Source organism: Paraburkholderia sp. RL17-347-BIC-D, from assembly GCF_046027915.1.
Taxonomy (GTDB): Bacteria; Pseudomonadota; Gammaproteobacteria; order Burkholderiales; family Burkholderiaceae; genus Paraburkholderia.
The window spans coordinates 114,327-138,661 of sequence record NZ_JARESS010000024.1; the positions used below are offsets into that span (position 1 = coordinate 114,327).

Sequence of the window (24,335 nt, forward strand, 5' to 3'; positions counted from 1 at the left end):
TTGTGCTGTTCGGGGCGTAGCGCAGCCTGGTAGCGTACCTGCATGGGGTGCAGGTGGTCGGAGGTTCAAATCCTCTCGCCCCGACCAAAGAAATCAAGGCCTTGCAAGCATTGCTTGTAAGGCCTTTTTCTATTCCGGCGTTGATTACCATCTGGTTACTGGATCGTCCGCCTCAATCTGTCGCCGACAACGGGTGGCTATTTGGTCAGTCCGCTCAACTATTCGCCGACGCTCTCCGCGCTGGGCGCGTGCTCAAGGCAACCCAACTTCGGCGGCAAGGCGGGCTACACAACCCGATCAATACCTCGAGCGCCTATCAATTCTCGAAGATCGCGTACTGTTTTCGACAGCGGCGGACAGTGAAAGAACGAATGCGAAGCAAACGGCGGCGTGATTCTCCGCACGTTTTTCCGGACATGTATGCGCCTCGAAAAAAAGCGCTTAAGAATCCATAATAATATTCAAACCTCAACGGCATAGTCCTGCCAATATCGACTACGTCACTCGTTTTCGAGCAAGCGCTCTACGGATTTGCCCGTCACCTCAATCCCGGATCATCTCCACGCGACTACCATGCACGTTTCGCTGCCGCGTCCGGCGCGTCGCTACCACCAGGTTTCCGCATGAGTCTGCTACTTCGTTTGTTGCTTCTGATACTCACCAGCCGGCGCCGCAGCCGGCTGCATGTGCTCGATACGTGCGTCACGCCTTTTCGCGTCTGGTTGAATGACCTCGACGTCTTGCTCCACATGAACAACGGCCGTTATTTCACGATCCTCGATCTGGCGCGAGTCGATCTGATGATGCGCAGCGGCTTGTGGCGCCAATTGAAGGCTCAACGCTGGTATCCGGTCGTCACGCTGGAAACGATGCGTTTTCACCGCTCGCTCGAACTCGGTAACCGTTATGACGTCCGGACCCGTGTGATCGGCTGGGATGACAAGCACATCTTCATCGAGCAAGGGTTCATGCGCGACGATGCGCAAGTCGCGTTGGCCGTCGTGCGAGCGCGCTTCCTGAAGCGAAGCGGCGGTGTCGTCACGACTGCCGAGTTACTGCAACTGTCCGGCGTGACGCAACCATCGCCGGCGCTGCCCGAATGGGTCGCGCGCTGGAGCGAGGCCGAAGGCGGGATGGAGTTTCCGTCTTCTTCTACTTCGAGCCCGGAGACGAAGACCGTCACACGACGGTAAGCAGTCTGTTGCGCGGTCCTACGAGCCCGCACGAAACGCCATTTCAGACCAGCGTCCTGATCGAACTGCTGATACCACGCGCGCTATCGATCACCGCCGGCGCCAGCCGCGCTTCTGCTTCCGCGAGCGTCCAGCGGCTCGTCGGCGCGACGACATGAACCGCACCGACAGGCCGGCGCTCTCCGTCGAGCACGGCCGCCGCAATCGTCATATCGCCGATGAACAACTCCTCGCGGTTCGACGCGTAGCCGTTGCGCCGCCCAAGCGCGAGACGCGTCCCGATCTCCTCGAGATCCGTGACGGTGTACTGCGTGTGCGTTACACGATCGCTGGCCACCAGCAGCGCGCGTGACTCGTCTTCCGGCAGCGCGGCGAGATACGCCCGCCCCGACGCCGTGCAGTACATCGGAATACGGCTGCCGATCGGCATATGAATCGGCACGAACTTCATGCAGACGAAGCGCGCGACGTAGACCATGTCGACACCGTCCGGCTCGGTCAGATTGGTCGTCTCCCCAGTGACGTTGGTGAGCTCGGAGAGAAACGGGTTGGCGACGTCGATCAGCGTGTCGGCCGCAAGATAGTTGAAACCGATTTGCATCACGCGCGGCGCGAGCTGATACCGCTTCGTACGCGGATGCTTTCTCACATAGCCGAGCTTCTCCAGCGTGTAGATCATGCGCTGCGCAGAACTCTTGGTGATGGACGTCGCCTCCGCGACTTCCGGCAGCGTCATCGACCTGCGCTGCGCACTGAACGCGCGCAGCACCGCGATTCCCTTCTCCAGCGACTGATTGAACAGTGCGTCCGGCGTCTCATCCGGCTCCGGAGGCGCTTGCCGCTGCGCGTCGGGCGTCTTGCGTGTCATGGAATTACCCAATTGTTTAGGTGCGTGATCGAGACTAGCATATCGAATATCGATACGCAATTTACGATTGTCGATATTTTTGATTCGAATATCATGCTCTAACCGATGGCTGCCGATATTTCCATCGGCCCTCACCAACCCCGTGGAGAGACTCATGTTCCAGTTTGCCAAACGCTTCGCTAGTGTCTTTGCAACAGGATTGCTGCTCGCCGGTGCGCCGGCCTGGTCGGCGGCCGCCACCACCTACGAGGTCGGCTCGACGGCCACCGGGGTGCCCTTTACCTTTCTCGACGTGAAGAGCAATTCGATCCAGGGGCTGCTCGTCGATGCGATCACCGCGACCGGCAAGGCGGCAGGCTTCGATGTGAAGATCGAGCAGACCACGTTTTCGTCGCTGATTCCGTCGCTGACCACCAAAAAGATCGACATCATTTCGGCGGCCATGCTGAAGACGCCGGCGCGCGAGCAGGTGGTCGATTTCTCCGACACGGTCTATTCGTATGGCGAAGGCCTGATCGTACGCGCCGACGACAAAGGCCAGTACACGTCAATGGACGATCTCAAGGGCGAGATCGTCGGCGCGCAGGTCGGCACCGCTTTCGTCGACGCCTTGAACAAGAAGGGCATCTTCAAGGAAGTGCGCACCTACGATTCGGTCGCCGACATCATGCGCGACGTCGCGTTGGGCCGCATCAAGGCGGGCTTCGGTGACCATCCGATCATTGCGTATCAGCTTCAGCACAATCCGAATCCGCAACTGCGCCTCGTCAGCGGATATCAGCCGTCGGTAAAAGGTCAATTGTGTTTCGTCGTGCGCAAGGGCGACACGGCCACGCTGGAGCAGTTGAACGCCGGCATCAAGAAGATCAAGGCTGACGGCACGCTGACGCAGATCGTCAAGAAGTGGCAGGTGGAATGACGCCGTCTTCAGAATAAGGACTGCCCGCCATGTTCTTCCAGAACGCCGTCGAATTCCTGCCGATCCTGCTGAAAGGCGCGGTCGTCACGATCGAGATCACCTTCTGCTCGTTCATTCTGAGCACCGTGCTCGGTCTGGTGCTCGCGCTGATGCGCGTGTCCGACAACCGCATCGTGTCGAACGCGGCCGCCACGTTTATCAACGTGATTCGCGGACTGCCGATCATCGTTCAGCTCTTTTATATCTACTTCGTGCTGCCCGATCTCGGCGTGCAGTTGTCGGCCTTCCAGGCCGGCTTCATCGGGCTCGGTATCGCGTACTCGGTGTATCAGGCGGAGAACTTCCGCGCGGGCATTCAGGCGATCGATCACGGGCAGATCGAAGCGGCGCAGTCCATCGGCATGCGCGGCGCGATGATCATGCGGCGCGTGGTGCTTCCCCAGGCGTTCAGGATCGCACTGCCGCCATACGGCAATACGCTCGTGATGATGCTCAAGGATTCGTCGCTCGCCTCGACGATCACGGTCGCCGAAATGACGCGTGCAGGGCAGCTCATTGCATCGTCGACGTTTCAGAACATGACGGTATTCACGCTGGTCGCGCTGCTTTATCTCGGACTCAGCCTGCCGCTCGTCTATGGACTGCGGCGGCTCGAACGCCGCCTCGGACTGAAGGGAAAACGATGATCAAGGTCGACTCGATTCACAAGCGCTTTCACGATCAGCACGTTCTGAAGGGCGTCAGTCTGAGTGTCGAACGCGGCCAGGTCGTGTGTCTGATCGGTCCGTCGGGCTCGGGCAAATCCACGCTGTTACGCTGCATCAACGGACTGGAGCGGCATGACGCCGGCGCGATTACTGTCGAAGGTTGCGCCGTCGATGCGAAATCGAAGCAGATTCACGAACTGCGTGCGCAGGTCGGCATGGTGTTCCAGCGCTTCAATCTGTTTCCCCATCGCACGGCGCTGGAAAACGTGGCCGAGGGGCCGGTGTTCGTCAAGAAAGAAGTGCGCGCTCAGGCACGCGAGCGGGCGCGGCATCTGCTCGACAAGGTCGGCCTCGCGCATCGGATGAATGCTTATCCCGCGGAAATGTCGGGCGGTCAGCAGCAGCGTGTGGCGATTGCACGCGCGCTGGCTATGGAGCCGAAAGCGATTCTCTTCGACGAACCCACCTCGGCGCTCGATCCGGAACTGGTCGGCGAAGTGCTCGGGGTGATGCGCCAGCTTGCCGACGACGGCATGACGATGATCGTCGTCACGCACGAAATGGCCTTTGCGCGCGAAGTGGCCGACCGTGTGTGTTTTCTTCATGACGGTGCGATCCATGAAGAAGGCAGCGCGCGGGAGTTGTTCGACCATCCGCGCCATGCGCGCACGCGCGAGTTTCTCGGCAAGATGCCGGCGCCGACCGAAGCCCATCGGATTTGAATACCATCATGAGTCAGGTTGAAGTTGCAAAACCGTTGCCCCCGTCTCTCTGGGCAGCGACGGCGGAACCCGCAATCGAGACGCCTCCGCTCGACGATTCGATTACGGTCGATGTGGCGATCGTCGGCGCCGGCTATACCGGTTTGTCGACGGCGTTGCATCTGGCGGAGCAGGGCGTGCGCGTCTGCGTGATCGACGCCAACGAACCCGGTTGGGGAGCATCCGGCCGCAATGGCGGCCAGGTCATTCCCGGCCTGAAATACGATCCCAATGAGCTCATCCGGCGCTACGGTCCGCGCGACGGCGACGCGCTCGTGCAAATGGCGGGCGGCGCCGCGGATACGGTCTTCGATCTGATCGCGCGCCACGGTATTCGCTGCAATGCCACACGCGCGGGCTGGATTCAGCCGACCCATTCGCACAAGCTGCTGGGCACGCTGCACGCGCGGGCGCGGCAATGGGAATCGCGCGGCGCGCCGGTCGAACTGCTCGACCGCGCGCAAGTATCGGAACGGCTCGGCACGGATGCGTTCGTCGGCGGCTGGGTCGATCGGCGCGCGGGCAGCGTGCAACCGCTGAGCTACGCGCGCGGCCTTGCGCGCGCGGCGCAAGCGGCGGGCGCGGCGATTCACGGCGGAACCCGAGCCGCGAGTGTCGAGCGCGGCGTGAACGGATGGCGGATTCGCACGGCGCATGGTCCGGTCATCGAGGCGAAACAGGTGCTGCTCGCCACCAACGGCTATACCGACGGGCTTTGGCCACGTCTTGCGCAATCGGTAATCGCGGCAAACAGCTTCATTGTCGCGACGAAGCCGCTGCGGGGCGACGTCGGCGCAACGATTCTGCCGGGTGGCGAAGTGGCTTCCGATTCGCGGCGCCTGCTGCTGTACTTTCGCAAGGACGCGGATGGACGCTTGCTGATGGGCGGTCGAGGACCATTTCGCGAACCTCGCAACGCAGGGGATTGGGCGCATCTCGAGCGTGCCGCGCAGTTGATGTTTCCACAGCTGAAGGGCACCGAGTACGAATTCCGCTGGGCGGGCCGCATCGCCATTACGCGCAACTTCTTGCCGCACGTGCATGTGCCGGCGGAAGGCGTGACGATCGCGCTCGGCTACAACGGACGTGGCATCGCAATGGCGACTACGTTGGGAAAGCATCTGGCCGCATTTATCGCCGGGACGACGAGAGGCTTGCCGTTTCCGCCGACTTCGATCGAACCGATACCGTTGCATGCGTTGCAGCGGTTTTATATCAGCGCGGGAGTGGCATGGTATGCGTTGCTCGACGCGCTTTCGTGAGCGCGCCGTTCAGCTTCGCGTCGGCACGATTGGCGCGCACAGAAGGGAGCCCGTCTTGTGTCGATGGATCGACTAGCCGCGTCGGCGCAGTTCGACGCGCAGGTTCCGCGGTACCATCGAAAACGCGAACACTTCCTCTACCTCGGGCGCGTCTTTGACCTGCAACAGGTCGAAGTTGCGGCACAGCATGGCCACTGCGGATCTCACTTCCATCAAAGCGAGGCTGCGTCCCGGGCACAGGCGCGGTCCTGAGCCGAACGGCATGAAGCCCGCTCGATGATGACTGGCGGCGCTCGCGCCAGTGAGCCAGCGGTCCGGATCGAATACGTCGACCGCCGAGTTGCCGCCTTGCTGCAGTCCTGCCTCGCGCGTCAATAACGACAGTATTGCCCCCTTTGGAATCGCGATGTCGCCGACCTGGACGTCGTAATTCGGCTCGACTGCGAGAACTGGCGTAACGGATTTGAGCCGCATGGCTTCGTTGATTACGGCGTTCAGATAGGGGAGGGCGTCGCCCGCGTCGAAATCTTCGAGCATGGCCGCAGGCGCGATAACCGCGTCGACTTCTTCCTGCATTTTGCGCTGAACCTCTGGGTGAGAGGCCATGAAATACGCAACCCAGGCGATGGTGCTCGCCGTTGTGTCCTGCCCGGCTAACAGGATGGTGAACACGTTGGACAGCACTTCGTCGTCTGTCAGCGGCGCCTCCCCCTCCTGTTGCGCCATGAGCAGTGCCTCGAGCAGGTTCGCGGGAATCGCGTTCGCTGCCGAGCGTTGCGCGAGCCGCGCACGGTTGGCGGCGATGAGTTCCTTCGTGAGCGCCTGAACGGCGATCAAGGCGCGATCCAGCGCTTTGTCGGCGGGTCGCCTCGTGTCACGCCAAACGGGGAAGGGCGCATTGATTCGCCGGTTGATCGCCGGGAACATGACTTCGAGATGCCGCTGGATCACGTCGCCCTGGCCTTGGCCGTCGATGGTGCCCATGTCATATCCAAGGGCAAGATTCGTCGTGACGTCCAGCGTATAACGCATCAAGTCGTTCTGAATATCGATGGCTTGCTGAGCGAGAGTCGCGCTCTCCCATCGCTGCAGCAATCGCCTTGTCATCTCGCACAGCGACGGGAAGAGAGCCCGCAGATGCAGCGGATCCAGTGCTTTTGCGACGAGTTGGCGCTGCCTTCGCCAGGCGTCGCCTTCCGTGGAGAAGACGCCGTTGATACCCAGTTCCCGCGCGACCGTTTCGATCGTGTTCCAGCGGCGATAAGCGCCGGGTCGATCGCGCAAGACCTGATGGATGAGAATCGGATCGGCGATCGCGACGAAGGGGCGGCCGATCAACCTGAACGTGTACACAGGGCCGAATTCCCTGGACCACTGTTCGAGTACGAGATGCAGCCTCTCGGGTTGTAGCTGCAATGTAGTGCCCCGAAACGGAATTCGCTTTGGGCCTGGAAGCTGGGAAAGCGATCTGACGGGAGAGGCGCGGTGCGGCGTCTTATGGTCCGGGGCAGAGCGCTTTGCATTCCATGCCTGCACTTCGTTGCGATCGACTTTCACGTCGCCGTCTTCGATGATCGCGTCGAATCTCTTCAGATCCGATACACCCAGTCCTTGTTTGCAGCCTGACGAGCAATTGAACTGCCAATCGTGCGCCCGGCAAGTTAAAAGGCCGTCTTTTATCGTTCCTTCGGAAAGGAGGGTGCCTTCATGCGGACAGCGGCCCTGAAAAATCGAAATGGCGTTGGCGTGCCTGAGTACGATCAAATCTATTCCGTCGATGTTCACCGCCTTGACGCGACTGTCTTCGAGTTCTTTCGTGCGAGCAATCACGACCGTGTCTGGAGAGCGCGGTCGCATCGCCTGAAGACTCGCGTTCATTTTGTCGCTCCTTCGTCAGCCAGGCATCGTTTCATCCGCCGCCTAAGCAACAGGTAAGTCGCAATCCATGTTGTGCGCCACGGCGTCGGAGGCGATTGGTCACCAAACCATACTAGTCATTTGTCGAATGGAGCCAAGCACGCTATCTAGTGTCGTGCCGCCTTTTCTTTGGGCTCGTTGGCACGAAGTAGAAAGATGCCGGCGCGTCAGTTCCGCAGTGCGCGAATCTCAACTGCTGTCGCTGTTGTTAAAGCCGGCGCCCCAGGTGGCATGCGGCTTGCGGCAGCAAGCCGGCGGCGCGTTCTCAGCGCTGACGTAACCTTTACCCTAAGTCGTTGATAACGATTCTCATTTTTTGCCTTGCCGTTTCGATGCGCTATGCTGGGATAGACGGCAGAAAACATAAGACGTGAGGCCGGTTCCGTGTTGGTGCAACGCCACCAAAGAACCTGCCCGACCAATCAATCCTTCGGCGGCACCGGGGTCTTCGCACACGAAACAGGGAGGTAATATGCAAGGCGACCCAAAGGTCCTGGAATACCTGAACTCGCAACTGAAAAACGAACTCACCGCGATCAATCAGTATTTCCTGCACGCGCGCATGTACGGCCACTGGGGGCTCGACAAGCTCGGCAAGCATGAATATGACGAATCCATCGGTGAGATGAAGCACGCCGATCTGCTGATCGAGCGCATTTTCATGCTGAACGGCCTGCCTAATCTGCAAGACCTTCACAAACTGCTGATCGGCGAAGAAACCAAAGAGATCATGGAGTGCGATCTGAAGCTGGAACAGATGTCGCAGGCCACCTGCAAGGAGGCTATCGTTTATTGCGAATCGGTTCGCGACTTCATCTCGCGCGAGATACTGACCCATATCCTCGACGACACCGAAGAACATATCGATTGGCTCGAGACCAATCTGGAGTTGATCGACAAGGTCGGCATCCAGAACTATCTGCAGTCAGGAATGGATTCGCCGGAGTGAGGTCGCTTTAGCAAGCGGCCTACGGATGACCTGAACGCCAGCGCGCTGGCCCGAGCGTGAGGCGCCCATTATTGGGCGCCAGGCGGCATCGGCCAGGTTTGCGTGTTGTTACTTCCGCTTCTGCGATCGCCTGAGAATCATCAAACGCGGCCTTCTCGGGCCGCCGTCAACGCTGTAGACACTCCATGCGCCTTATTTCCGTGGCGGGAAGAAGCCGATCGAGTTTTAGATGCGAATGCTTGGTATGTAAGACGTTCGATACAAAAGGGGTTGTTCGATGTCTGCCGTCCGACTCGACGCGCAACAGAGCGTGCGCGCCCTGTACTCGTGATGATCACGGACGATCGCAGGCCTGGTTGCACCGAAACAGGCCGACGCGATCGCCATACTCCAGCAAACATCTACCCGATTCATTGATGGCGTTTCACTACCTCGCGCCTCCCGCTCATTCGCGGCCCAGCGCGACGAACCGCTCGAGATGATGGTCCTCGTCGCCGAGCTGATGATCGATCATCACGAGGCGCTTCGCGTAATGGGCGAGCGGCAGTTCCCACGTCATGCCGATCCCGCCATGCAGCTGAATGCATTCCTCCGCCACTAGCGCGCCGATCCGCCCGATGCTGTACTTGGCCGCCGACACCGCGCGCTCCCGCACCTTGCGTTCGGCGCCGAGCGCCGCCGCCGCGTTGATCACCGCCGAGCGCGCCTGCTCGATCTCCAGCAGCAGATCGGCCATGCGATGCTGCAACGCCTGGAAGCTGCCGATCGGCACGCCGAACTGCTTGCGCGTGCGCAGATAGTCGAGCGTGTAGTCCTTGGCGACATCCATCGCGCCGACGGCTTCGGAGCACAGAGCCAATACGCCGCAGCCAATCCCGTATTCGAGCGTCGCGAAGCCCGCGTCCGCCGTGCCGAGCAACGCGTCGCCGCCGAGCGTGACGTTGTCGAATGTCACTTCGGCCGCGCGTCCGCCGTCGATCTTGCGATAGCCGCGCACGCTGACACCGGCCGCCTCGCGCGGCACGAGAAAGAGCGTCACGCCTGCTTCGCTATCGTCGTCACCACTCGTGCGCGCCGAGACCAGAAAGAGCGAAGCGTGCTCGCCGTGCTGAACCACCGCTTTCGCGCCATTCAGTTGCCACGTATCGCCGCTGCGCTGCGCGCGCGTCGTCACGCGGGACAGTTCATAGTGACTGTCCGGCTCGCCGTGCGCGAGTGCGACGATGCGCGAGCCGTCGATCAATTCCCCAAGCGCGGCCTTTTGCGCCTCGCTGCCGCTCCGCGCAACGGCGCGGCCGACAATCAGCGTATCCAGAAACGGTTCGACCACGAGCCCGCGTCCGAGGCTCTCGAACACCACGGCGATATCGAAGCCGCCGCCACCGTAACCGCCGTCCGCTTCATCGAACAGTGCGCCGATAGTGCCGAGCTCCGCAAAGCGGCTCCACAACTCGCGGCTGAAACCTTCCGCCGACTGCGCGACCCGGTCGCGCGTCGCGAAGCCGTATTGCTCGCTGACAAAACGGTTGAGCGTATCCGCCAGCATGCGGCGGTCTTCGGTGTGCTGGAAATTCATGACGTGCGCCTCTTACAGTCCAAGGATCATTTTGGAAATGATGTTCTTCTGGATTTCGTTCGAACCGCCGAAGATCGACAGCTTGCGATTGTTGAAGTACAGCGAGGCGGCGCTCGCCGCTTCGTCGGGGCCGACCTGCGTGCCTTCGAAGCCGTCGTGCAAGGCTTCCTCGACGAACGGCTGCGCGTACGGACCCATCGCGCGACGCGTGAGCGACGAGATTTCCTGACGGATCTCGGTGCCGCGAATCTTCAGCATCGAACTCTCGGCGCCGGGCACGCCGCCGCCCGCCACCGCCGCGATCACGCGCAGGTTGGTGGTCTTCATGTTCTCCAGATCGATCTCGACACGCGCCATGCGCGCCGCGAACGCGGGATCTTCCGCGAGCGGCCGGCCGTTGCGCCGCTGTTTCGCGGCGATCTTGCGCAGGCGGTTGAACGCGGCCACCGAGAAGCCGACGCCGGCGATATTGGTGCGCTCGTACGTGAGCAGATACTTGGCGTAGGTCCAGCCCTTGTTCTCTTCACCGACCAGGTTTTCGACCGGCACGCGCACGTCGGTGAGGAACACTTCGTTGACTTCGTGCTCGCCGTCGAGCGTGATGATCGGGCGCACTTCGACACCCGGCGTCTTCATGTCGATCAGCAGGAAGCTGATGCCTTCCTGCTTGCGCACGTCCGTGGCGCTGCGCACGAGGCAGAAGATCATGTTCGCGAAGTGGCCGAGCGTGGTCCAGGTCTTCTGTCCATTGACGATGTAGTGCTCGCCTTGCGCATCCATGCCGCGCATGGCGGTGGTTTTGACCGAGGCGAGATCCGAGCCGGCGCCCGGTTCCGAATAGCCCTGGCACCACCAGTCAGAGCCATCGAGAATACGCGGCAGCCAATGGCGCTTTTGCGCTTCGCTGCCGTATTTGATCAGCACCGGGCCGAGCATGTTGACGCCGAACGGCACCACGCGCGGCGCGCCGGCCAGCGCGCATTCGTTTTCGAAGATGAATTTCTGCACCGAGTTCCAACCCGGGCCGCCGTACTCTTTTGGCCAGTGATTGGCGAGCCAGCCTTGCGCGTTGAGAATCGCGTGCCACTCGGCCATGTCGTCGCGCGTGAGACGGCGCCCGCCGTGCACCTTGTCGGCGAGACGCTGCGGGAGTTTGTCGCGCAGAAAGGCCTGCACGTCGGCGCGGAAGGCTTCTTCCTCAGGAGTGAAGTTCAGATCCATGGCGGTTCTTCCGGATAGGGTTGAGCGACCGGCGCGCGGGGCGCGGCCGGTCATCATGACGCACGTCGACGATGATGCGCCGTTTCAGACGCTCTGGTTCAGGCTCGCGAAATCGGCGCCGCGTTCCACCAGTTCGACGAGCAGCGGCGAAGGCTGCCAGAAGAGCGGATCTTCCTTGGCGAACTCACGGATGTCGGCGAGGATTTTCGGCAGGCCGACCATGTCCGCGTACTTCATCGGACCGCCGCGATAGCGCGGAAAGCCGTAGCCGTACAGGAACGTCACGTCGACGTCCAACGGCCGCAGCGCGATGCGCTCATGCACGACGTTGGCGCCCTCGTTGATCATCGCGGCCATGTAGCGGCGCATGATCTCTTCATCGGTGAAGCTGCGCGGCGTGATTCCGGCGCGTGCGCGCTCGGCGTCGATGATCGACTCGACTTCCGGATCGGGCGTGCCGCTGCGCGATCCTTCGGGATACAGATAGAACCCGCGCCCGGTCTTCTGGCCGAACCAGCCGCGCTCGCACAACCGATCGGAGATTTGCACATAACGTGCCGCGGGATTGCGCGTGGCCGCGCGCCGCTTGCGTGCCGCCCAGCCGATGTCGCCGCCTGCCAGATCCACGACCTGGAACGGTCCCATCGGAAAACCGAAGGCGCGCACGGCCGCGTCGATCTGATAGGGCGAGGCACCGTCTTCCATCATGGCGTCCGCGGCGCTGCGATACACGGCCAGCACACGGTTGCCGATGAAGCCGTCGCACACGCCCGCGCGCACCGGCGTCTTGCGCAACTTTTTCGCCAGCTCGAACGCGGTGGCGACCACGTCGGCGCTGACCTGCTTCGGCACCACCACTTCCAGCAGCTTCATGATGTTGGCGGGCGAGAAGAAGTGCAGGCCAATCACATCGGCGGGACGCGAAATGCTCGCCGCAATCGCGTCGATGTCGAGATACGACGTGTTGGTCGCGAGCACCGCGCCCGCTTTGCAGACGCGATCGAGTTCAGCGAACACAGCCTGTTTGACCGCGAGGTCTTCGAACACGGCTTCGATTACGAGGTCGGCGTCGGCGAGCGCATCGTACGACGTGCTGCCGCTCCAGCGCGCCATGAGCGCGGCCTTCTTCTCCGCACTCATGCGGCCTTTGGCGATCAGCCCGTCATAGACTTTCTCGATGTGCGCGCGGCCACGCGCGAGCGACACGTCGTCGCGTTCGATGATCGTCACCGGCAGGCCGGCGTCGAGCGCCGCGACGGCGATGCCCGCGCCCATCGTGCCGCCGCCCACCACGCCGATCGTGTTCAGCGCGCGCGGTTTGGCGTCGCGCGTTTCCGGCGCCTTGAGCACTTCGCGCTCGGCAAAAAACGCGTGAATCAGACCGGCGCGCTGCGGGCTGTCGATGCATTCGAGGAACAGCTTGCGTTCAAGCCGCAGACCCTCGTCGAAAGGCTGTTCGATGGCGGCCTCGACAGCGTCGACGATTTTCAGCGGCGAGAACAGACCGCGCGATTTCTTCACGGTTTCCGCACGCGCCGTGGCGACGGCGGCGAGGCTCGCGGCGTGATCGCCGAGTGCCGCGGCATCACGCGTGCGGCGCGCCGGCGCGTGGGCGGCCAGCAACTCGTGCACGTAGGCGAGACCTTCGGCGAGGATGTCGTCGCTGCTGCCGACGCGGTCGATCAGACCGATCGTCAGGGCTTCCTTCGCGCTAGCATGACGGCCGCTCAGGATCAGATCGAGCGCGGCCTGCGCGCCGATCAAACGCGGCGTGCGCTGCGTGCCGCCCGCGCCCGGCAACAGGCCGAGTTGCACTTCGGGCAAGCCGAGCTTCGCGCCGTCGACGGCAATCCGGTAATGCGCCGCGAGCGCCACTTCTAGGCCGCCGCCGAGCACCGCGCCGTGAATCGCGGCGACCACCGGCTTCGTGCACGCTTCAATGCGATTGCACACGTCCGGCAGTGAGGGTGGCACCGGCGGCTTGCCGAACTCGCGAATGTCCGCGCCGGCGATGAAATTGCGTCCCGCGCCGACGATCAGCACGGCTTCCACGGCCTTGTCGGCGTCCGCGGCTTCGACGGCGGCGAGCAGGCCGCGCCGCACGTCGGCTGAAAGCGCGTTCACCGGCGCGTGGTCGATCGTTACGAGCAGCACCTTGCCACGCAATTCGCGCGTCACAACATCGGCTGAAGGGGTGGGGGTCATGTGTCGTCTCCTGATTGTGATCGGCTGCATGGCATGCCGGGTCTGGCGAATGTTCCGATTGTGGGTCGGTCAAGGTTTATTGACAATTACATGGACGGTTGACAGACTGTCAAAATTTCTTTGACAAAGGTGCCGCCATGGACGTCAATTCCCTGACCTTGCTGGTGGACATTCTCGACGCGGGCAATCTCAGCGAAGCCGCGCGCCGGCTGAAAATGAGCCGCGCGAACGTGAGCTACCACCTGAACCAGCTGGAGCGCTCCATCGGGCTGCAACTGGTGAGGCGCACCACGCGCCGCGTCGAACCGACCGAGATCGGCCTGCAGCTCTACGAACATGGCCGCACGATCCAGAATGCGCTGCTTGCCGCGCGCGAGTCCGTCACCACGCTCGGGCAAAGCCTGCAAGGGCGCGTGCGGCTGAGCGTGCCGAGCGGTTACGGGCAACTCGTCATGTCGGACTGGTTGATCGCGTTCAAACGGCTGTATCCGGGCATCGTGCTGGATGTGATGTTCGAGAACCGCGTCGAAGACCTGATGCGCGATGAAGTCGATATCGCCGTGCGCGTGATGTCCGAGCCGCCGCAAAACCTGGTCGCGCGAGACATGGGTCCGGTGCGGTATGTGGCGTGCGCGTCACCGGACTTTGCGCAAAGGCACGGCATGCCGCAGCGCCTCGACGACCTCGGCACGGCGCCGCTGATCACAGCGGCGGTGGTCGGCAGGCAGCTACGCGTGGCCGCTTATTTGCGCGACGAACGGCATGAAGTGCTGCTGGAGCCGAGCCTCATCTCCGAGAACTTTCTGTTCTTGCGCCAGGCAGTGCTCGCCGGCCTCGGCGTGGGCCTCGTGCCGGACTATGTGGTGCAGGACGATCTGCGCCGTGGCGACGTGGTGACCGCGCTCGATGAATGGCGCTTGAGCATCTTCGGCACGCATATGTACATGCTGTATATGCCGAACCGGCATCACACGCGCGCAGCATCGACATTCATCGATTTCATTTTGCAGCAGGCGCACGGCACGGGCAGAGGTTTGCCCACGTAAACGACGACGTTCATCTTGTGTTTCGCGCAGGTATGCTACGCAAAACAGCGGCGCTTCACTTCACAACCGTGGTCGCGGAGACAAGAGATGAAATGGATCATCGGACTTCTAGCCGTGCTGGCACTCGCCGTAGTCGTTCTGTTGATCTCCCGCTTGCCGAGTGAAGACATGATTCGCCTCGCCGGTTACGCGGCGACTGCCGCCTTTGCCGCACTCATCAGCGTTCTCTTGCGCTGGCGGGCCAGCCGGGCGCAACAGCGGAGCAAACGGGCAGGGTGAGTCGAACGTGTCATTTCAAGCCACGTCACGCTACATGGCCTGAACACTCTCGCGCAACTCGTCACCGAGAAAGTCGATAAACGTTCTCAGTTTGGCCGACAGACGGTGCCGCTCCAGATAGACGGCGTGAATATCCGCGTTCGGCAGCGTCCACTCGGTCAAGAGCGGTACCAGTTCGCCGCGCCGTAGATGTCCGGCGATTTCCCACGCCGAACGCACGGCGACGCCGCGGCCGTCGAGCGCCCACTTCAGCACCGCGCTGCCGTCGTTGCTGCTCAACGGACCATCCACCTTCACCGTCTCCGATTTCTTGCCGCGCGAAAGATGCCACGTGCCGTACGCCGATTCGTTTTCGCGTAAGACGAGGCAGGCATGGCGCGTGAGATCGTGCGGCATCAGCGGTGCGCCGTGCCGTTTCACATAAGCCGGCGACGCGCACACGACACGCTGATTCTTCAGCAGCAAGCGCGCGTTGATGCGCGCATCCGGCACTTCGCCGAAACGAATCCCGAGATCGAAGCCTTCTTCCTGCAAGCTGATCGGCCGGTCCGTCAGATGCAATTGAACCTTCATCGACGGGAAACGCTCGCTGAAACGCGAAATCGCCGGGGCGATATGCGCGCGTCCGAAGCCGAACGACGCATTCACGCGCAACAGACCGGCCGGTTCGGCGCGGCTTTGCGTGACCAGTTGTTCGAGTTCGGCAAGGTCGTCGAGGATGCGCGAGCCATTCGTCAGATAAATTTCACCCTCCGCCGTCAGACTCACGCGCCGCGTGGTGCGGTTCACGAGCCGCACGCCGAGGCGCCGTTCGATCTGCGCGAGCCGCTTGCTGATGGACGGCGGCGTGACGCCGAGTTCGCGCGCGGCCGCGGCGAGGTTGCGGTGGCGAGCCACCAGCGCGAACAGATTCAGGTCGGAAAAGCCGTCCATTGATTCGTTCCAAAAAGTTAATTCCGGATTGCCTTAGGCGAAACCATATCGCTGCAGGCATCAATTAGACTTCATCCAAACATGGGAGGCAACGATGTTTACAGATTTCACAGACGCGTCGGCGGAGGTCGACGGCATCCACATCAACGCGATTCGCGGCGGCAACGGGCCGGCTTTGCTGCTGTTGCATGGTCATCCGCAGACCCACGCGATCTGGCACAAGGTCGCGCCGACGCTGGCGCAGCACTTCACAGTGATCGCCGCGGATTTGCGCGGCTACGGCGACAGCGGCAAACCGCAGGGCACGCACGATCACGGCAACTATTCGAAGCGCCGCATGGCCGCCGATCAGGTCGCGCTGATGCGCGCGCAAGGTTTCGACCGTTTCGCCGTGATCGGTCACGATCGCGGAGGGCGCGTGGCCGCTCGCATGGCGCTCGATCATCCGCAGACGGTGACGCGACTCGTGACGCTCGACGTCGCGCCGACACTCGCGATGTACGAACAAACCTCGTTCGACTTCGCGCGCGCTTACTGGCACTGGTTCTTTCTCGTGCGTCCCGCGCCGTTTCCCGAGACCCTGATTCGCGCGGACCCCGATCTCTATCTGAAGCAGACCATCGGCGCGCGCAGCGCCGGCCTCGCACCGTTCACCGACGCGGCCTACGCCGAGTATCTGCGCTGTCTGAGCGACCCCGGCACCGCGCATGGCATCTGCGAGGACTACCGCGCGAGCATCACAATCGACCTCGATCATGACCGCGCGTCGCTCGCTGAAGGGCGGAAGATCGAATGCGAATTCCTGGCTCTGTGGGGCGCGCAAGGCGTGATCGAGCAATGCTTCGAGCCGCTCGCCGAATGGCGGCAATGGGCGGACCATGTGAGCGGCGCAGCGCTGCCGTGCGGTCACTACATTCCTGAGGAAGCGCCCGAGTTGCTGTTCGAACGCGTCTTTCCCTTTCTGCAGTCCTAGCCGCTCGTGCATTCATCATGTCGACCCGTAAGCGCCGCCCGCTCACTTCCAACCCGCCGCCTCGAACCGCTTCACCGCCCCGATGACCTCGTTGCGAAACTGCCGCAACGCGGCCTCCTGCGCTTCTCGCGCCCTTCGCAAAGAATGAGCGCGCATAAACCGGTGCCGTCGACGGTCAGCCGGTAGAGGTGCATCCGCACCAAATGCGCGAACCTGTTGCACGTGCCCGCGATCAGCGGCAATTTGTTTTCAACCTGACTGATGATCTCGTCGTATCGATTGCCGAGCACGCGAACGCAGAGATCGCGCGTACTGGCGAAGTACGTGAAGATCGTCGCCTGCGACACGCCGACGTCCCCGGCAGTCTCCGTCAAGGTGGCCGATGCAAAGCCGACTTCGGAAAACACGAGCCAGGCCGCCTCCAGAATCGCCTTGAGTTGTTGTTCGGAACGCGTCTGCACGGGCACGCGACGGGAGAGGGAGGAGACGTTCATCGAAAGGGATAGGCGGGCCGTTGAGTGAGCGCGAATTGAGTCTGGCTCAAAGATTGTTTCAATGCTAATGGCGTGGTAGAGGAAACAAAAATTGCAGGCGTGCGCAACGCGCGGATGAAACTTGAGCTAAACTCAGAAAACATCGAAAGCGCAGCACATGGAGGAGACACCCGAATGCCCGCAGCTTCGTCGAGTACCTCACCGCCGTCAAACGGCTACCGTTCAGTTTTCCGCGAAGGTCTTTTCGCCGGCAAGGTGATCATCGTCACCGGCGCAGGCAGCGGGCTCGGCCGATGCACGGCTCACGAACTCGCGTCCTTAGGGGCGACCCTGGCGCTGGTCGGCCGAAGCGAGGACAAGCTGAAAGCAGTGCAAGCCGAACTGGCCGAGGATCATCCGTCCTCCGCCAACGGCCACAAGCTTTACTCCTGCGACATCCGCAACGAGCAACAGGTCCGTGAAACGATCGCTTCGATCATCACGGATTTAAGCCGCGTGGATGGTCTCTTCAACTGCGCAGGCGGCCAATTCCCCGCCAAGCTCGAAAAGATCTCCTTGAACGGCTGGGACGCGGTCGTGCGCAACAATCTGCACGGCACGTTTTTGATGTCCCGCGAGTGCTATACCCAATGGATGCAAAACCACGGCGGCGCGATCGTCAACATGCTGGCCGACATCTGGGGCGGCATGCCCGGCATGGGGCATTCAGGCGCGGCGCGCGCCGGTGTATGGAACTTCACGGAAACGGCCGCATGCGAATGGGGCCACGCGGGCGTCAGAGTCAACGCGGTCGCGCCCGGCTGGATTGCGTCCGCGGGCATGGACAGCTACAACGACGAGTATCAGGCGTTGCTGCGCACGCTGAAACACAAGGTTCCGCTGCAGCGCTTCGGCACCGAATCCGAACTCGCCAGCGCGGCGGTCTTTCTGTTGTCCGAGGCGTCCGCGTTCATCAACGGCACGGTGATCCGTGTCGACGGCGGTGTGCCGAACGCGCGCCATTCATGGCCGCTCGCTGAAGCGCAGCGTACGATCGAATATAACGGCTTCCCGCGCTATCAACCGCCGACGGGCTTGCAGGAGCAGACACGATGAATCTCGACGGCCAGACCTACGAAACGCTCGCGGCAAACTTCGCGTGGCACATCCCGGCGCGCTACAACATCGGCGTCGACGTATGCGACAAATGGGCCGACGGTTCGGGCCGCCTCGCGCTGATCTACGAAGACGCCGAGGGCAACGCCACACGCTATACGTTCGACCAGTTGAAGGCGCTGTCCGACCGCTTCGCCAATGCGCTGCTCGCAGCGGGCGCGCAACGCGGCGACCGCGTCGGCATCTTCCTCTCGCAATCGATCGAAACGGCGATCGCGCATCTCGCCGCCTACAAGGCCGGCATGGTGGCCGTGCCGCTCTTCGCGCTATTCGGGGTCGACGCGATCGAACACCGGCTCGGCGATAGCGGTGCGGTCGCGTTGATTACGGATCGGGGCGGCGTGCAGAAGGTCGATGAAATCCGCGCGGCGTTGCCGGCATTGCGCAGTGTCTTCAGCGTGGATATCGATCAGGACAGCGGCGATCCGCAAGTAGCCGTGCGTTCATTCTGGCAGGCGCTGAACAGCGCATCGGCCAGCTTCACGCCCGCCGACACCGGCGCCGACGATCCGGCGGTCATCATCTATACATCGGGTACGACCGGCAAACCGAAGGGCGCGCTGCACGGGCATCGCGTGTTGCTGGGTCATCTGCCGGGTGTCGAGATGTCGCAGCAGGGCTTTCCCGCGCACGCCACGCTGATGTGGACGCCGGCTGACTGGGCGTGGATCGGCGGCCTGTTCGACGTGCTGCTGCCTTCATGGCATCACGGCGTCGCGGTGTTGGCGCGCCGCTTTGCGAAATTCGACGGTCAGTCCGCGTTCGATCTGATGGCGCGTCACGCGGTCTCGCACACGTTTTTGCCGCCGACCGCGCTGAAGATGATGCGCGGAGTCGAACATCCCAAACGCTGGAACCTCGCGTTGCGCTCGGTGGCAAGCGGCGGCGAATCGCTCGGCGAGGAGTTGATCGGCTGGGGCCGCACGGCGCTGGGCGTGACGATCAACGAGTTCTATGGGCAGACGGAATGCAACGTCGTGCTGTCGTCGTGCGCGGCGCTGTTCGAGCCGTGCTTCGGCGCGATCGGCCGAGCGGTGCCGGGGCATCATGTCGCCATCGTCGATATGGACGGCAACGAACTGCCGCCAGGCGCAATCGGCGATATCGCCGTGGCCGCGCCCGATCCGGTCATGTTCCTTGGCTACTGGGGCAACGAGGCGGCGACGCGCGAGAAATTCCGTGGCAAGTTTCTGGTGACCGGCGACCTCGGCACACGCGACGCGGACGGCTTCATCCGCTTCGTCGGTCGTGGCGACGACGTGATCACGAGCGCCGGTTATCGAATCGGGCCGGCTTCGATCGAAGATTCGTTGCTGCGTCATCCGGCTGTTTCGATGGCGGCCGTGATCGGCGCGCCGGATCGCGAACGCACGGAGATCGTGATGGCGTTCGTGGTGCTGAACGCCGGCTTTGTCGGCGACGAGGCGCTCGTGCGCGAGATCCAGCAGCATGTCAAAACGCGTCTCGCCGCGCATGAATATCCGCGCGAGATCCGCTTTGTCGACAGCCTGCCGTTGACGGCGACCGGCAAGGTGATCCGCAAAGCGTTGCGCGAGGGACTCGGAGACGACGGGGACAATCCCACCGCAAAACGATGAGCACCGGCCCACGTCCACCCTCGACTCGCAGCGGCAAGGCGCTCCGGACGCCGGGCACCCAACCGGGCCCGGCCTCGCTCGACGACACCGACCGCAAGCTGCTCGCGCTGCTCGCCGAAGACGCCACGCGGACTTACGCCGAACTGGGCAAACTGCTGTTTCTGTCGGCGCCCGCGGTCCACGAACGCGCCCGGCGGTTGAAGAAGGATGGCGTGATCAAGGCCACCGTCGCCGCGCTCGACGCCGCGAGGCTCAACCGTCCATTGCTCGCGTTCGTACATGTCGATACCACGAGCTGGGCGGTGACGCGGCAACTGCTGGCACTGCAGGAGCTATCGGACGTCGAGGAGATTCACACCGTGACAGGCGAGAGTGCCATGCTGCTGAAGGTCCGCACGCGCGATACGCAATCGCTCGAACAACTGCTCGCGCGCATTCATGCGATCGAAGGCTTTACCGGCACGCGCAGCTATATCGCGCTGACCACCTATCTGGAGCGCGGCCCGAGCCCTGAACTCTGAACGCGAGAGCGGCACGGCGTGTCACGCATGCAGTGAGAGACCTTTTACGGCTTTATCGACCGCCTTCTTCGGCCCGCGCACGGCAATGCCGACGAGGTCGGGCGCATCGGCGGGTTCGGCGCGGAACACCTCGCGGTTCGCCTGATCGTGGCCGGTCGCAAACATCGCGCGCACATACGCGGCGCGCGTCAATTCGCGTTCGATGCCCTGGCGAAACGCGCGCAGCAAACCTGCGTTGTCCGCCTGATACACCATCATCGGCTGGCCGAGCAGACGCGCGTGCCGGCGGCCCGCCGCGTCCTCGTACGGCTCACCCATCGCCTCCGGTGCGGCGCCGGCGATTCCCGTCGCGAGAAACGCGGTCACATTGAGCTTTTGCCAGACAGCGAGATCGTCCAGCACGATGATCGCGACTTTCGTATCGAATTCCATAACGCACTACGCTCCACAGCATTCAAGAAGACACCAACCGAATCTTAGGGAAACTCGAGGCGCGTGTGCATGGCCACGAGGCAAAAACGAACGGGCTTCACCGGATACGCGTTAGCACAACGTCGAGGTCGGGTTTTGCCTAATGCCATTCGGCGCATGCTGGCTTGAACCGCTAGGCGTGCTGCAATGCAACCTGACGCGGCGCCCTGTTCATCGCTGTTTGCGCCGTCGACGCGCGAACGAAAACCCCGCAATGACGCTCCCGCAACATAGGGCAAGTCCCTGGCGCGATTTAGCCGTGCATTACCACTCGCGTGGGCGGCCTCCTAAACTTGATTCAAACAGGAGGAGACACCGATGGCCAAACTCATTCACACGATGATCCGTGTACACGATCTGCCGCGCTCGCTGCAGTTCTATCAAAAGGCTTTCAATTTCGACGTATCGCACCGGCTCGACTTTCCGGACTTCGCGCTCGTCTATTTGCGCAACGCGGAAGCGGACGCCGAAATAGAACTCACCTGGAACAAAGGCCGCGAGGAACCGTATTCGCATGGCGACGGCTACGGTCACGTCGCGTTTTGCGTGGACGATGCGAAAAGCGAACGGCAGCGTCTGCTCGATCTCGGCATGGCGCCCAACGATCTGCGCGAGTTTCACAACGACAACGGCGAGTTGCTCGCGCGTTACTTTTTCATTCAGGACCCGGACGGTTACAAGATCGAAGTGCTGGAACGCTACGGCCACTATCAATAGTAAAAGCAATCCAGGCGGCCGCCGCGCATAGTTGCAATACCCCACAAAGCAACCTTGCATGGGACCCGAGTAGGCACTAAAGCGCCAACTCGGGTCGACAAAGGAGACAGACATGAAGACAACGATCATCCCGATCGTCACGTCCGATCACGCACGTCATGCGCTTGGTCATGAGCATGCGCATCCCCATGAACATTCCCATGAAACCGGCGACGAACATCGCGCGGCGAAGGCGGCCGCGGCCGCGTTGCGGATTCCGCTCACGCGGCGCGAGCTATTGAGAGGCACGGGTGTGCTGATGGGCACGCTGGCGTTCTCGTCGGTGTTGTCGACGCTCGCACCGAGCCGCGCCTGGGCGCTCGAGCTGCAAGGGCTGGACACGCATCAGGGCGAAGTGATTCTGGCCTTCACGCGGCAGCTCTATCCGCACCCCACGCTCGACAACGCGGTCTATGCGCTCGTGGTCAAGGACCTCGACGCGAAAGCGAAAGCCGATCCGGCGGTGCGCCAGCAACTCGCGGACGGCGTCAAACAGCTCGACGCGCAAGCCGGCTCGGACTGGCTCAAGCGCACGCCTTCCGACCAGGCGAAAGACGTCGCGTCGCTCGCGGGCACACCCTTCTTCAACACGATACGCAGCACCGCGGTGGTCTCGCTGTATGCCAACACCATGGCGTATGCGCACTTCGGCTACGGCGCATCGGAAGGCGACGGCGGCTATCTGAACAAAGGATTCAACAGTCTCTCGTGGCTGCCCAATCCGCCGGCCGCCGCCAGCGGCCCGATCCCGACGGATAGCTAATCGCCACGACGGCAAACATTGTGCATGGGACCAGAGTAAGGCGCTAAAGCGCCAACTCTGGTCGATGCGAGTGCATGGGACCAGAGTAAGGCGCTAAAGCGCCAACTCTGGTCGACAGCGGAGACAAGACATGAATCAGGACAACAACAAGGTGCGTTTTTCGCACAACGACGACAAGGTCGTCGTGATCATCGGTTCGGGTGCGGGCGGCGGCACGCTCGCCAACGAACTGGCACAGAAGGGCATCAACGTCGTCGTGCTGGAAGCGGGCAAGCTGCATACGCAGGCCGATTTCACGACTGACGAATGGGGCGCGTTCCAGATGTTGTCATGGCTCGACAAACGCACCACGTCGGGCTCCTGGCGCATCGCCAAGGACTTTCCGAATCTGCCCGCGTGGATCTGCAAGACTGTGGGCGGCACCACCGCGCACTGGGCCGGCGCGAGCCTGCGCATCCAGCCGTACGAGTTCAAGGTGAAGACGACCTACGGAAATATCAAGGACGCCAACCTGCTCGACTGGCCGCTCACGCGCGAAGAACTCGATCCGTACTATGACCGCGCGTCGCAGAAAATGGGCGTGACGCGCACCAACGGTCTGCCGGGCCTGCCGGGCAACAACAACTTCAAGGTGATGTCGGCCGGCGCGATGAAGGTCGGCTACAAGGAATGCAATACCGGCCACATGGCGATCAATAGCGTGGTGCGCGACGACCGCGCGCATTGCTTCCAGCGTGGCTTCTGTTTTCAGGGCTGCCGCACGGGCGCGAAGTGGTCGACGCTCTATACCGAGTTGCCGCGCGGGCAGGCGACTGGGCATCTGGAGTTGCGCACGCAGGCCCACGTGGTGCGCATCGAAACCGATGCGCGTGGCAAGGCGAAGGAGGTGCTCTACTACGATGATAAGGGCAAATTGCAGCGACAGAAGGCGCGTATCGTCGCGGTGGCCGGCAATTCGATCGAGACCCCGCGGCTTCTGTTGAACTCACATTCGAGCAAATTCCCGCAGGGGCTAGCGAACGGCTCGGGGCAGGTGGGCCGCAACTACATGCGTCACACCACGGGCTCGGTGTATGCGGTGTTCAACGACAAGGTGGATATGTTCAAGGGCACCACGATGGCCGGCATCATCGAGGACGAAGCGGTGTTCAATCCGCAGCGCGGCTTCGCGGGCGGTTACCACATGGAGACCGTTTCGCTCGGCCTGCCGTTTTACGCGGCCTTTCTCAATCCGGGCGCGTGGGGTCCGACATTTGCCCAGGCGATGGATCAATACGCGTACACGGCCGGCATGTGGATCGTCGGTGAGGATATGCCGCGCGAGAGCAATCGCGTGACCTTGAATACGGACGTGAAGGATCAATACGGCCAACCGGTTGCCAACGTGCACTTCGACGATCATCCGAACGACGAAGCGATGCGCGAGCACGCATACAAGCAGGGCACCGCGGTGTACGAAGCGGCGGGCGCGAAGACGGTATATCGCGTGCCGCCGTATCCGTCCACGCACAACCTCGGCACCGCCCGCATGAGCGCGCGCGCAGAAGACGGCGTGTGCAACCGCTTCGGCCAGACGCACGAGGTGTCGAACCTGTTCATTTCGGATGGCAGCCAGTTCACCACCGGAGCGGCGGAAAATCCGACCTTGACGATCGTCACGCTGGCGATCCGCCAGGCGGATCACATCGCGGGGCAGATGAACAAACGCACGGTGTAAAGCGGTTCGACGGGGCAGGAGCGGCGTTCGGGTTCGATGCGATTGTCGAGT

Annotated in this window: 23 protein-coding genes and 1 tRNA gene; 16 read left to right on the plus strand and 8 right to left on the minus strand. The window is 62.3% G+C overall.

The genetic code is table 11. The features are described from left to right. Positions 1 to 10: 10 nt before the first annotated feature. Together P0D96_RS28240 and P0D96_RS28245 are read left to right on the plus strand one after the other, a co-directional pair. Positions 11 to 87 (plus strand) — tRNA-Pro (locus P0D96_RS28240). A gap of 536 nt (positions 88 to 623) precedes the next feature. Beyond that, positions 624 to 1,193 (plus strand): thioesterase family protein, encoded by a 570-nt coding sequence (locus tag P0D96_RS28245; RefSeq protein ID WP_408316706.1) that lies wholly within the window; start codon positions 624 to 626, stop codon positions 1,191 to 1,193. A gap of 43 nt (positions 1,194 to 1,236) precedes the next feature. Here P0D96_RS28245 and P0D96_RS28250 read toward each other — a convergent pair whose 3' ends face one another. Further along, a complete protein-coding gene (locus tag P0D96_RS28250) occupies positions 1,237 to 2,061 on the minus strand; it encodes an IclR family transcriptional regulator (protein WP_408180054.1) in 825 nt (274 codons plus the stop codon). Positions 2,062 to 2,215: 154 nt separating this feature from the next. On the opposite strand from P0D96_RS28250, the gene P0D96_RS28255 reads away from it, so the two are divergent. From P0D96_RS28255 to P0D96_RS28270, 4 genes are read left to right on the plus strand one after another with little or no spacing between them, the layout of a single operon-like run. After that, positions 2,216 to 2,980: a substrate-binding periplasmic protein gene (locus tag P0D96_RS28255; protein ID WP_408180055.1), complete on the plus strand. Its 765-nt coding sequence runs from the start codon at positions 2,216 to 2,218 to the stop codon at positions 2,978 to 2,980. A 29-nt stretch (positions 2,981 to 3,009) separates the two neighbouring features. Continuing rightward, positions 3,010 to 3,666, plus strand: coding sequence for an amino acid ABC transporter permease (locus P0D96_RS28260; RefSeq protein WP_132373704.1), 657 nt, complete (start codon positions 3,010 to 3,012; stop codon positions 3,664 to 3,666). After that, positions 3,663 to 4,409: an amino acid ABC transporter ATP-binding protein gene (locus tag P0D96_RS28265; protein ID WP_408316708.1), complete on the plus strand. Its 747-nt coding sequence runs from the start codon at positions 3,663 to 3,665 to the stop codon at positions 4,407 to 4,409. The genes P0D96_RS28260 and P0D96_RS28265 overlap by 4 nt, the downstream gene beginning before the upstream one ends. 8 nt (positions 4,410 to 4,417) lie before the next feature. Continuing rightward, positions 4,418 to 5,710, plus strand: coding sequence for an NAD(P)/FAD-dependent oxidoreductase (locus tag P0D96_RS28270; protein WP_408291518.1), 1,293 nt, complete (start codon positions 4,418 to 4,420; stop codon positions 5,708 to 5,710). Between the two features lie 72 nt (positions 5,711 to 5,782). Here the strand turns inward: P0D96_RS28270 and P0D96_RS28275 are convergent, their stop codons facing one another. Further along, positions 5,783 to 7,588, minus strand: a complete 1,806-nt coding sequence (locus tag P0D96_RS28275; RefSeq protein ID WP_408316710.1) for a cytochrome P450 — start codon at positions 7,586 to 7,588, stop codon at positions 5,783 to 5,785. 511 nt (positions 7,589 to 8,099) lie between these two features. Here P0D96_RS28275 and bfr point away from each other — a divergent pair. Further along, entirely contained in the window at positions 8,100 to 8,576 is a 477-nt protein-coding gene (gene bfr / locus P0D96_RS28280) for a bacterioferritin (RefSeq protein ID WP_132373708.1), read from the plus strand. A 445-nt stretch (positions 8,577 to 9,021) separates the two neighbouring features. Here the strand turns inward: bfr and P0D96_RS28285 are convergent, their stop codons facing one another. From P0D96_RS28285 to P0D96_RS28295, 3 genes are all read right to left on the minus strand, one after another. Further along, the gene (locus P0D96_RS28285; RefSeq protein WP_408316712.1) at positions 9,022 to 10,152 is read right to left on the minus strand and encodes an acyl-CoA dehydrogenase family protein; all 1,131 of its coding nucleotides are present in this window, start codon (positions 10,150 to 10,152) and stop codon (positions 9,022 to 9,024) included. Positions 10,153 to 10,164: 12 nt separating this feature from the next. Further along, positions 10,165 to 11,373, minus strand: coding sequence for an acyl-CoA dehydrogenase family protein (locus P0D96_RS28290; protein WP_408291525.1), 1,209 nt, complete (start codon positions 11,371 to 11,373; stop codon positions 10,165 to 10,167). A gap of 84 nt (positions 11,374 to 11,457) precedes the next feature. Further along, positions 11,458 to 13,578: a 3-hydroxyacyl-CoA dehydrogenase NAD-binding domain-containing protein gene (locus tag P0D96_RS28295; RefSeq protein WP_408316714.1), complete on the minus strand. Its 2,121-nt coding sequence runs from the start codon at positions 13,576 to 13,578 to the stop codon at positions 11,458 to 11,460. Positions 13,579 to 13,715: 137 nt separating this feature from the next. Here P0D96_RS28295 and P0D96_RS28300 point away from each other — a divergent pair, with 137 nt between their 5' ends. Together P0D96_RS28300 and P0D96_RS28305 are read left to right on the plus strand one after the other, a co-directional pair. Beyond that, entirely contained in the window at positions 13,716 to 14,624 is a 909-nt protein-coding gene (locus tag P0D96_RS28300; RefSeq protein WP_408180062.1) for a LysR family transcriptional regulator, read from the plus strand. An 87-nt stretch (positions 14,625 to 14,711) separates the two neighbouring features. Next, positions 14,712 to 14,903 (plus strand): hypothetical protein, encoded by a 192-nt coding sequence (locus P0D96_RS28305; RefSeq protein ID WP_408180063.1) that lies wholly within the window; start codon positions 14,712 to 14,714, stop codon positions 14,901 to 14,903. 30 nt (positions 14,904 to 14,933) lie between these two features. Here P0D96_RS28305 and P0D96_RS28310 read toward each other — a convergent pair whose 3' ends face one another. Beyond that, positions 14,934 to 15,836, minus strand: coding sequence for a LysR family transcriptional regulator (locus tag P0D96_RS28310; RefSeq protein WP_408316716.1), 903 nt, complete (start codon positions 15,834 to 15,836; stop codon positions 14,934 to 14,936). Between the two features lie 94 nt (positions 15,837 to 15,930). Here P0D96_RS28310 and P0D96_RS28315 point away from each other — a divergent pair, with 94 nt between their 5' ends. Continuing rightward, positions 15,931 to 16,809, plus strand: coding sequence for an alpha/beta fold hydrolase (locus tag P0D96_RS28315; protein ID WP_408316718.1), 879 nt, complete (start codon positions 15,931 to 15,933; stop codon positions 16,807 to 16,809). Positions 16,810 to 16,880: 71 nt separating this feature from the next. On the opposite strand, the gene P0D96_RS28320 is transcribed toward P0D96_RS28315, so the two are convergent. Further along, positions 16,881 to 17,270 carry a TetR/AcrR family transcriptional regulator gene (locus P0D96_RS28320; protein ID WP_408316720.1) on the minus strand — a complete coding sequence of 130 codons (390 nt, stop codon included), beginning with the start codon at positions 17,268 to 17,270 and terminating at the stop codon, positions 16,881 to 16,883. 207 nt (positions 17,271 to 17,477) lie between these two features. On the opposite strand from P0D96_RS28320, the gene P0D96_RS28325 reads away from it, so the two are divergent. The 3 genes from P0D96_RS28325 to P0D96_RS28335 are packed head-to-tail and all read left to right on the plus strand — an operon-like array spanning position 17,478 to position 20,577. Continuing rightward, positions 17,478 to 18,398, plus strand: a complete 921-nt coding sequence (locus tag P0D96_RS28325) for an SDR family oxidoreductase (protein ID WP_408316722.1) — start codon at positions 17,478 to 17,480, stop codon at positions 18,396 to 18,398. Continuing rightward, a complete protein-coding gene (locus P0D96_RS28330; protein ID WP_408316724.1) occupies positions 18,395 to 20,056 on the plus strand; it encodes an acyl-CoA synthetase in 1,662 nt (553 codons plus the stop codon). The genes P0D96_RS28325 and P0D96_RS28330 overlap by 4 nt, the downstream gene beginning before the upstream one ends. Continuing rightward, complete coding sequence (locus tag P0D96_RS28335; RefSeq protein WP_132373717.1) at positions 20,053 to 20,577, plus strand: Lrp/AsnC family transcriptional regulator; 525 nt, start codon at positions 20,053 to 20,055, stop codon at positions 20,575 to 20,577. Before P0D96_RS28330 ends, P0D96_RS28335 begins: the two co-directional genes overlap by 4 nt. Before the next feature lie 21 nt (positions 20,578 to 20,598). Here the strand turns inward: P0D96_RS28335 and P0D96_RS28340 are convergent, their stop codons facing one another. Next, entirely contained in the window at positions 20,599 to 21,009 is a 411-nt protein-coding gene (locus tag P0D96_RS28340; protein WP_408316726.1) for a DUF2000 family protein, read from the minus strand. A 357-nt stretch (positions 21,010 to 21,366) separates the two neighbouring features. Here P0D96_RS28340 and P0D96_RS28345 point away from each other — a divergent pair, with 357 nt between their 5' ends. The 3 genes from P0D96_RS28345 to P0D96_RS28355 all read left to right on the plus strand — a co-directional run bounded on the left by P0D96_RS28345 (position 21,367) and on the right by P0D96_RS28355 (position 24,284). Continuing rightward, positions 21,367 to 21,765, plus strand: a complete 399-nt coding sequence (locus P0D96_RS28345; protein WP_408180070.1) for a VOC family protein — start codon at positions 21,367 to 21,369, stop codon at positions 21,763 to 21,765. 112 nt (positions 21,766 to 21,877) lie between these two features. Next, positions 21,878 to 22,567 carry a tat (twin-arginine translocation) pathway signal sequence gene (locus P0D96_RS28350; RefSeq protein ID WP_132373720.1) on the plus strand — a complete coding sequence of 230 codons (690 nt, stop codon included), beginning with the start codon at positions 21,878 to 21,880 and terminating at the stop codon, positions 22,565 to 22,567. Positions 22,568 to 22,697: 130 nt separating this feature from the next. Continuing rightward, complete coding sequence (locus P0D96_RS28355) at positions 22,698 to 24,284, plus strand: GMC family oxidoreductase (protein ID WP_408180071.1); 1,587 nt, start codon at positions 22,698 to 22,700, stop codon at positions 24,282 to 24,284. Positions 24,285 to 24,335 lie beyond the last annotated feature (51 nt).

What these genes read in the sequence shown, in the direction of transcription:
- P0D96_RS28325 (WP_408316722.1), top strand. Translation starts at nt 17,478, where the DNA reads ATGCCCGCAGCTTCGTCGAGTACCTCACCGCCGTCAAACGGCTACCGT.
- P0D96_RS28270 (WP_408291518.1), top strand. Translation starts at nt 4,418, where the DNA reads ATGAGTCAGGTTGAAGTTGCAAAACCGTTGCCCCCGTCTCTCTGGGCA.
- P0D96_RS28345 (WP_408180070.1), top strand. Translation starts at nt 21,367, where the DNA reads ATGGCCAAACTCATTCACACGATGATCCGTGTACACGATCTGCCGCGC.
- bfr (WP_132373708.1), top strand. Translation starts at nt 8,100, where the DNA reads ATGCAAGGCGACCCAAAGGTCCTGGAATACCTGAACTCGCAACTGAAA.
- P0D96_RS28290 (WP_408291525.1), bottom strand. Translation starts at nt 11,373, where the DNA reads ATGGATCTGAACTTCACTCCTGAGGAAGAAGCCTTCCGCGCCGACGTG.
- P0D96_RS28305 (WP_408180063.1), top strand. Translation starts at nt 14,712, where the DNA reads ATGAAATGGATCATCGGACTTCTAGCCGTGCTGGCACTCGCCGTAGTC.
- P0D96_RS28265 (WP_408316708.1), top strand. Translation starts at nt 3,663, where the DNA reads ATGATCAAGGTCGACTCGATTCACAAGCGCTTTCACGATCAGCACGTT.
- P0D96_RS28300 (WP_408180062.1), top strand. Translation starts at nt 13,716, where the DNA reads ATGGACGTCAATTCCCTGACCTTGCTGGTGGACATTCTCGACGCGGGC.
- P0D96_RS28260 (WP_132373704.1), top strand. Translation starts at nt 3,010, where the DNA reads ATGTTCTTCCAGAACGCCGTCGAATTCCTGCCGATCCTGCTGAAAGGC.
- P0D96_RS28350 (WP_132373720.1), top strand. Translation starts at nt 21,878, where the DNA reads ATGAAGACAACGATCATCCCGATCGTCACGTCCGATCACGCACGTCAT.
- P0D96_RS28335 (WP_132373717.1), top strand. Translation starts at nt 20,053, where the DNA reads ATGAGCACCGGCCCACGTCCACCCTCGACTCGCAGCGGCAAGGCGCTC.
- P0D96_RS28255 (WP_408180055.1), top strand. Translation starts at nt 2,216, where the DNA reads ATGTTCCAGTTTGCCAAACGCTTCGCTAGTGTCTTTGCAACAGGATTG.
- P0D96_RS28355 (WP_408180071.1), top strand. Translation starts at nt 22,698, where the DNA reads ATGAATCAGGACAACAACAAGGTGCGTTTTTCGCACAACGACGACAAG.
- P0D96_RS28330 (WP_408316724.1), top strand. Translation starts at nt 18,395, where the DNA reads ATGAATCTCGACGGCCAGACCTACGAAACGCTCGCGGCAAACTTCGCG.
- P0D96_RS28340 (WP_408316726.1), bottom strand. Translation starts at nt 21,009, where the DNA reads ATGGAATTCGATACGAAAGTCGCGATCATCGTGCTGGACGATCTCGCT.
- P0D96_RS28310 (WP_408316716.1), bottom strand. Translation starts at nt 15,836, where the DNA reads ATGGACGGCTTTTCCGACCTGAATCTGTTCGCGCTGGTGGCTCGCCAC.
- P0D96_RS28275 (WP_408316710.1), bottom strand. Translation starts at nt 7,588, where the DNA reads ATGAACGCGAGTCTTCAGGCGATGCGACCGCGCTCTCCAGACACGGTC.
- P0D96_RS28245 (WP_408316706.1), top strand. Translation starts at nt 624, where the DNA reads ATGAGTCTGCTACTTCGTTTGTTGCTTCTGATACTCACCAGCCGGCGC.
- P0D96_RS28250 (WP_408180054.1), bottom strand. Translation starts at nt 2,061, where the DNA reads ATGACACGCAAGACGCCCGACGCGCAGCGGCAAGCGCCTCCGGAGCCG.
- P0D96_RS28315 (WP_408316718.1), top strand. Translation starts at nt 15,931, where the DNA reads ATGTTTACAGATTTCACAGACGCGTCGGCGGAGGTCGACGGCATCCAC.
- P0D96_RS28295 (WP_408316714.1), bottom strand. Translation starts at nt 13,578, where the DNA reads ATGACCCCCACCCCTTCAGCCGATGTTGTGACGCGCGAATTGCGTGGC.
- P0D96_RS28285 (WP_408316712.1), bottom strand. Translation starts at nt 10,152, where the DNA reads ATGAATTTCCAGCACACCGAAGACCGCCGCATGCTGGCGGATACGCTC.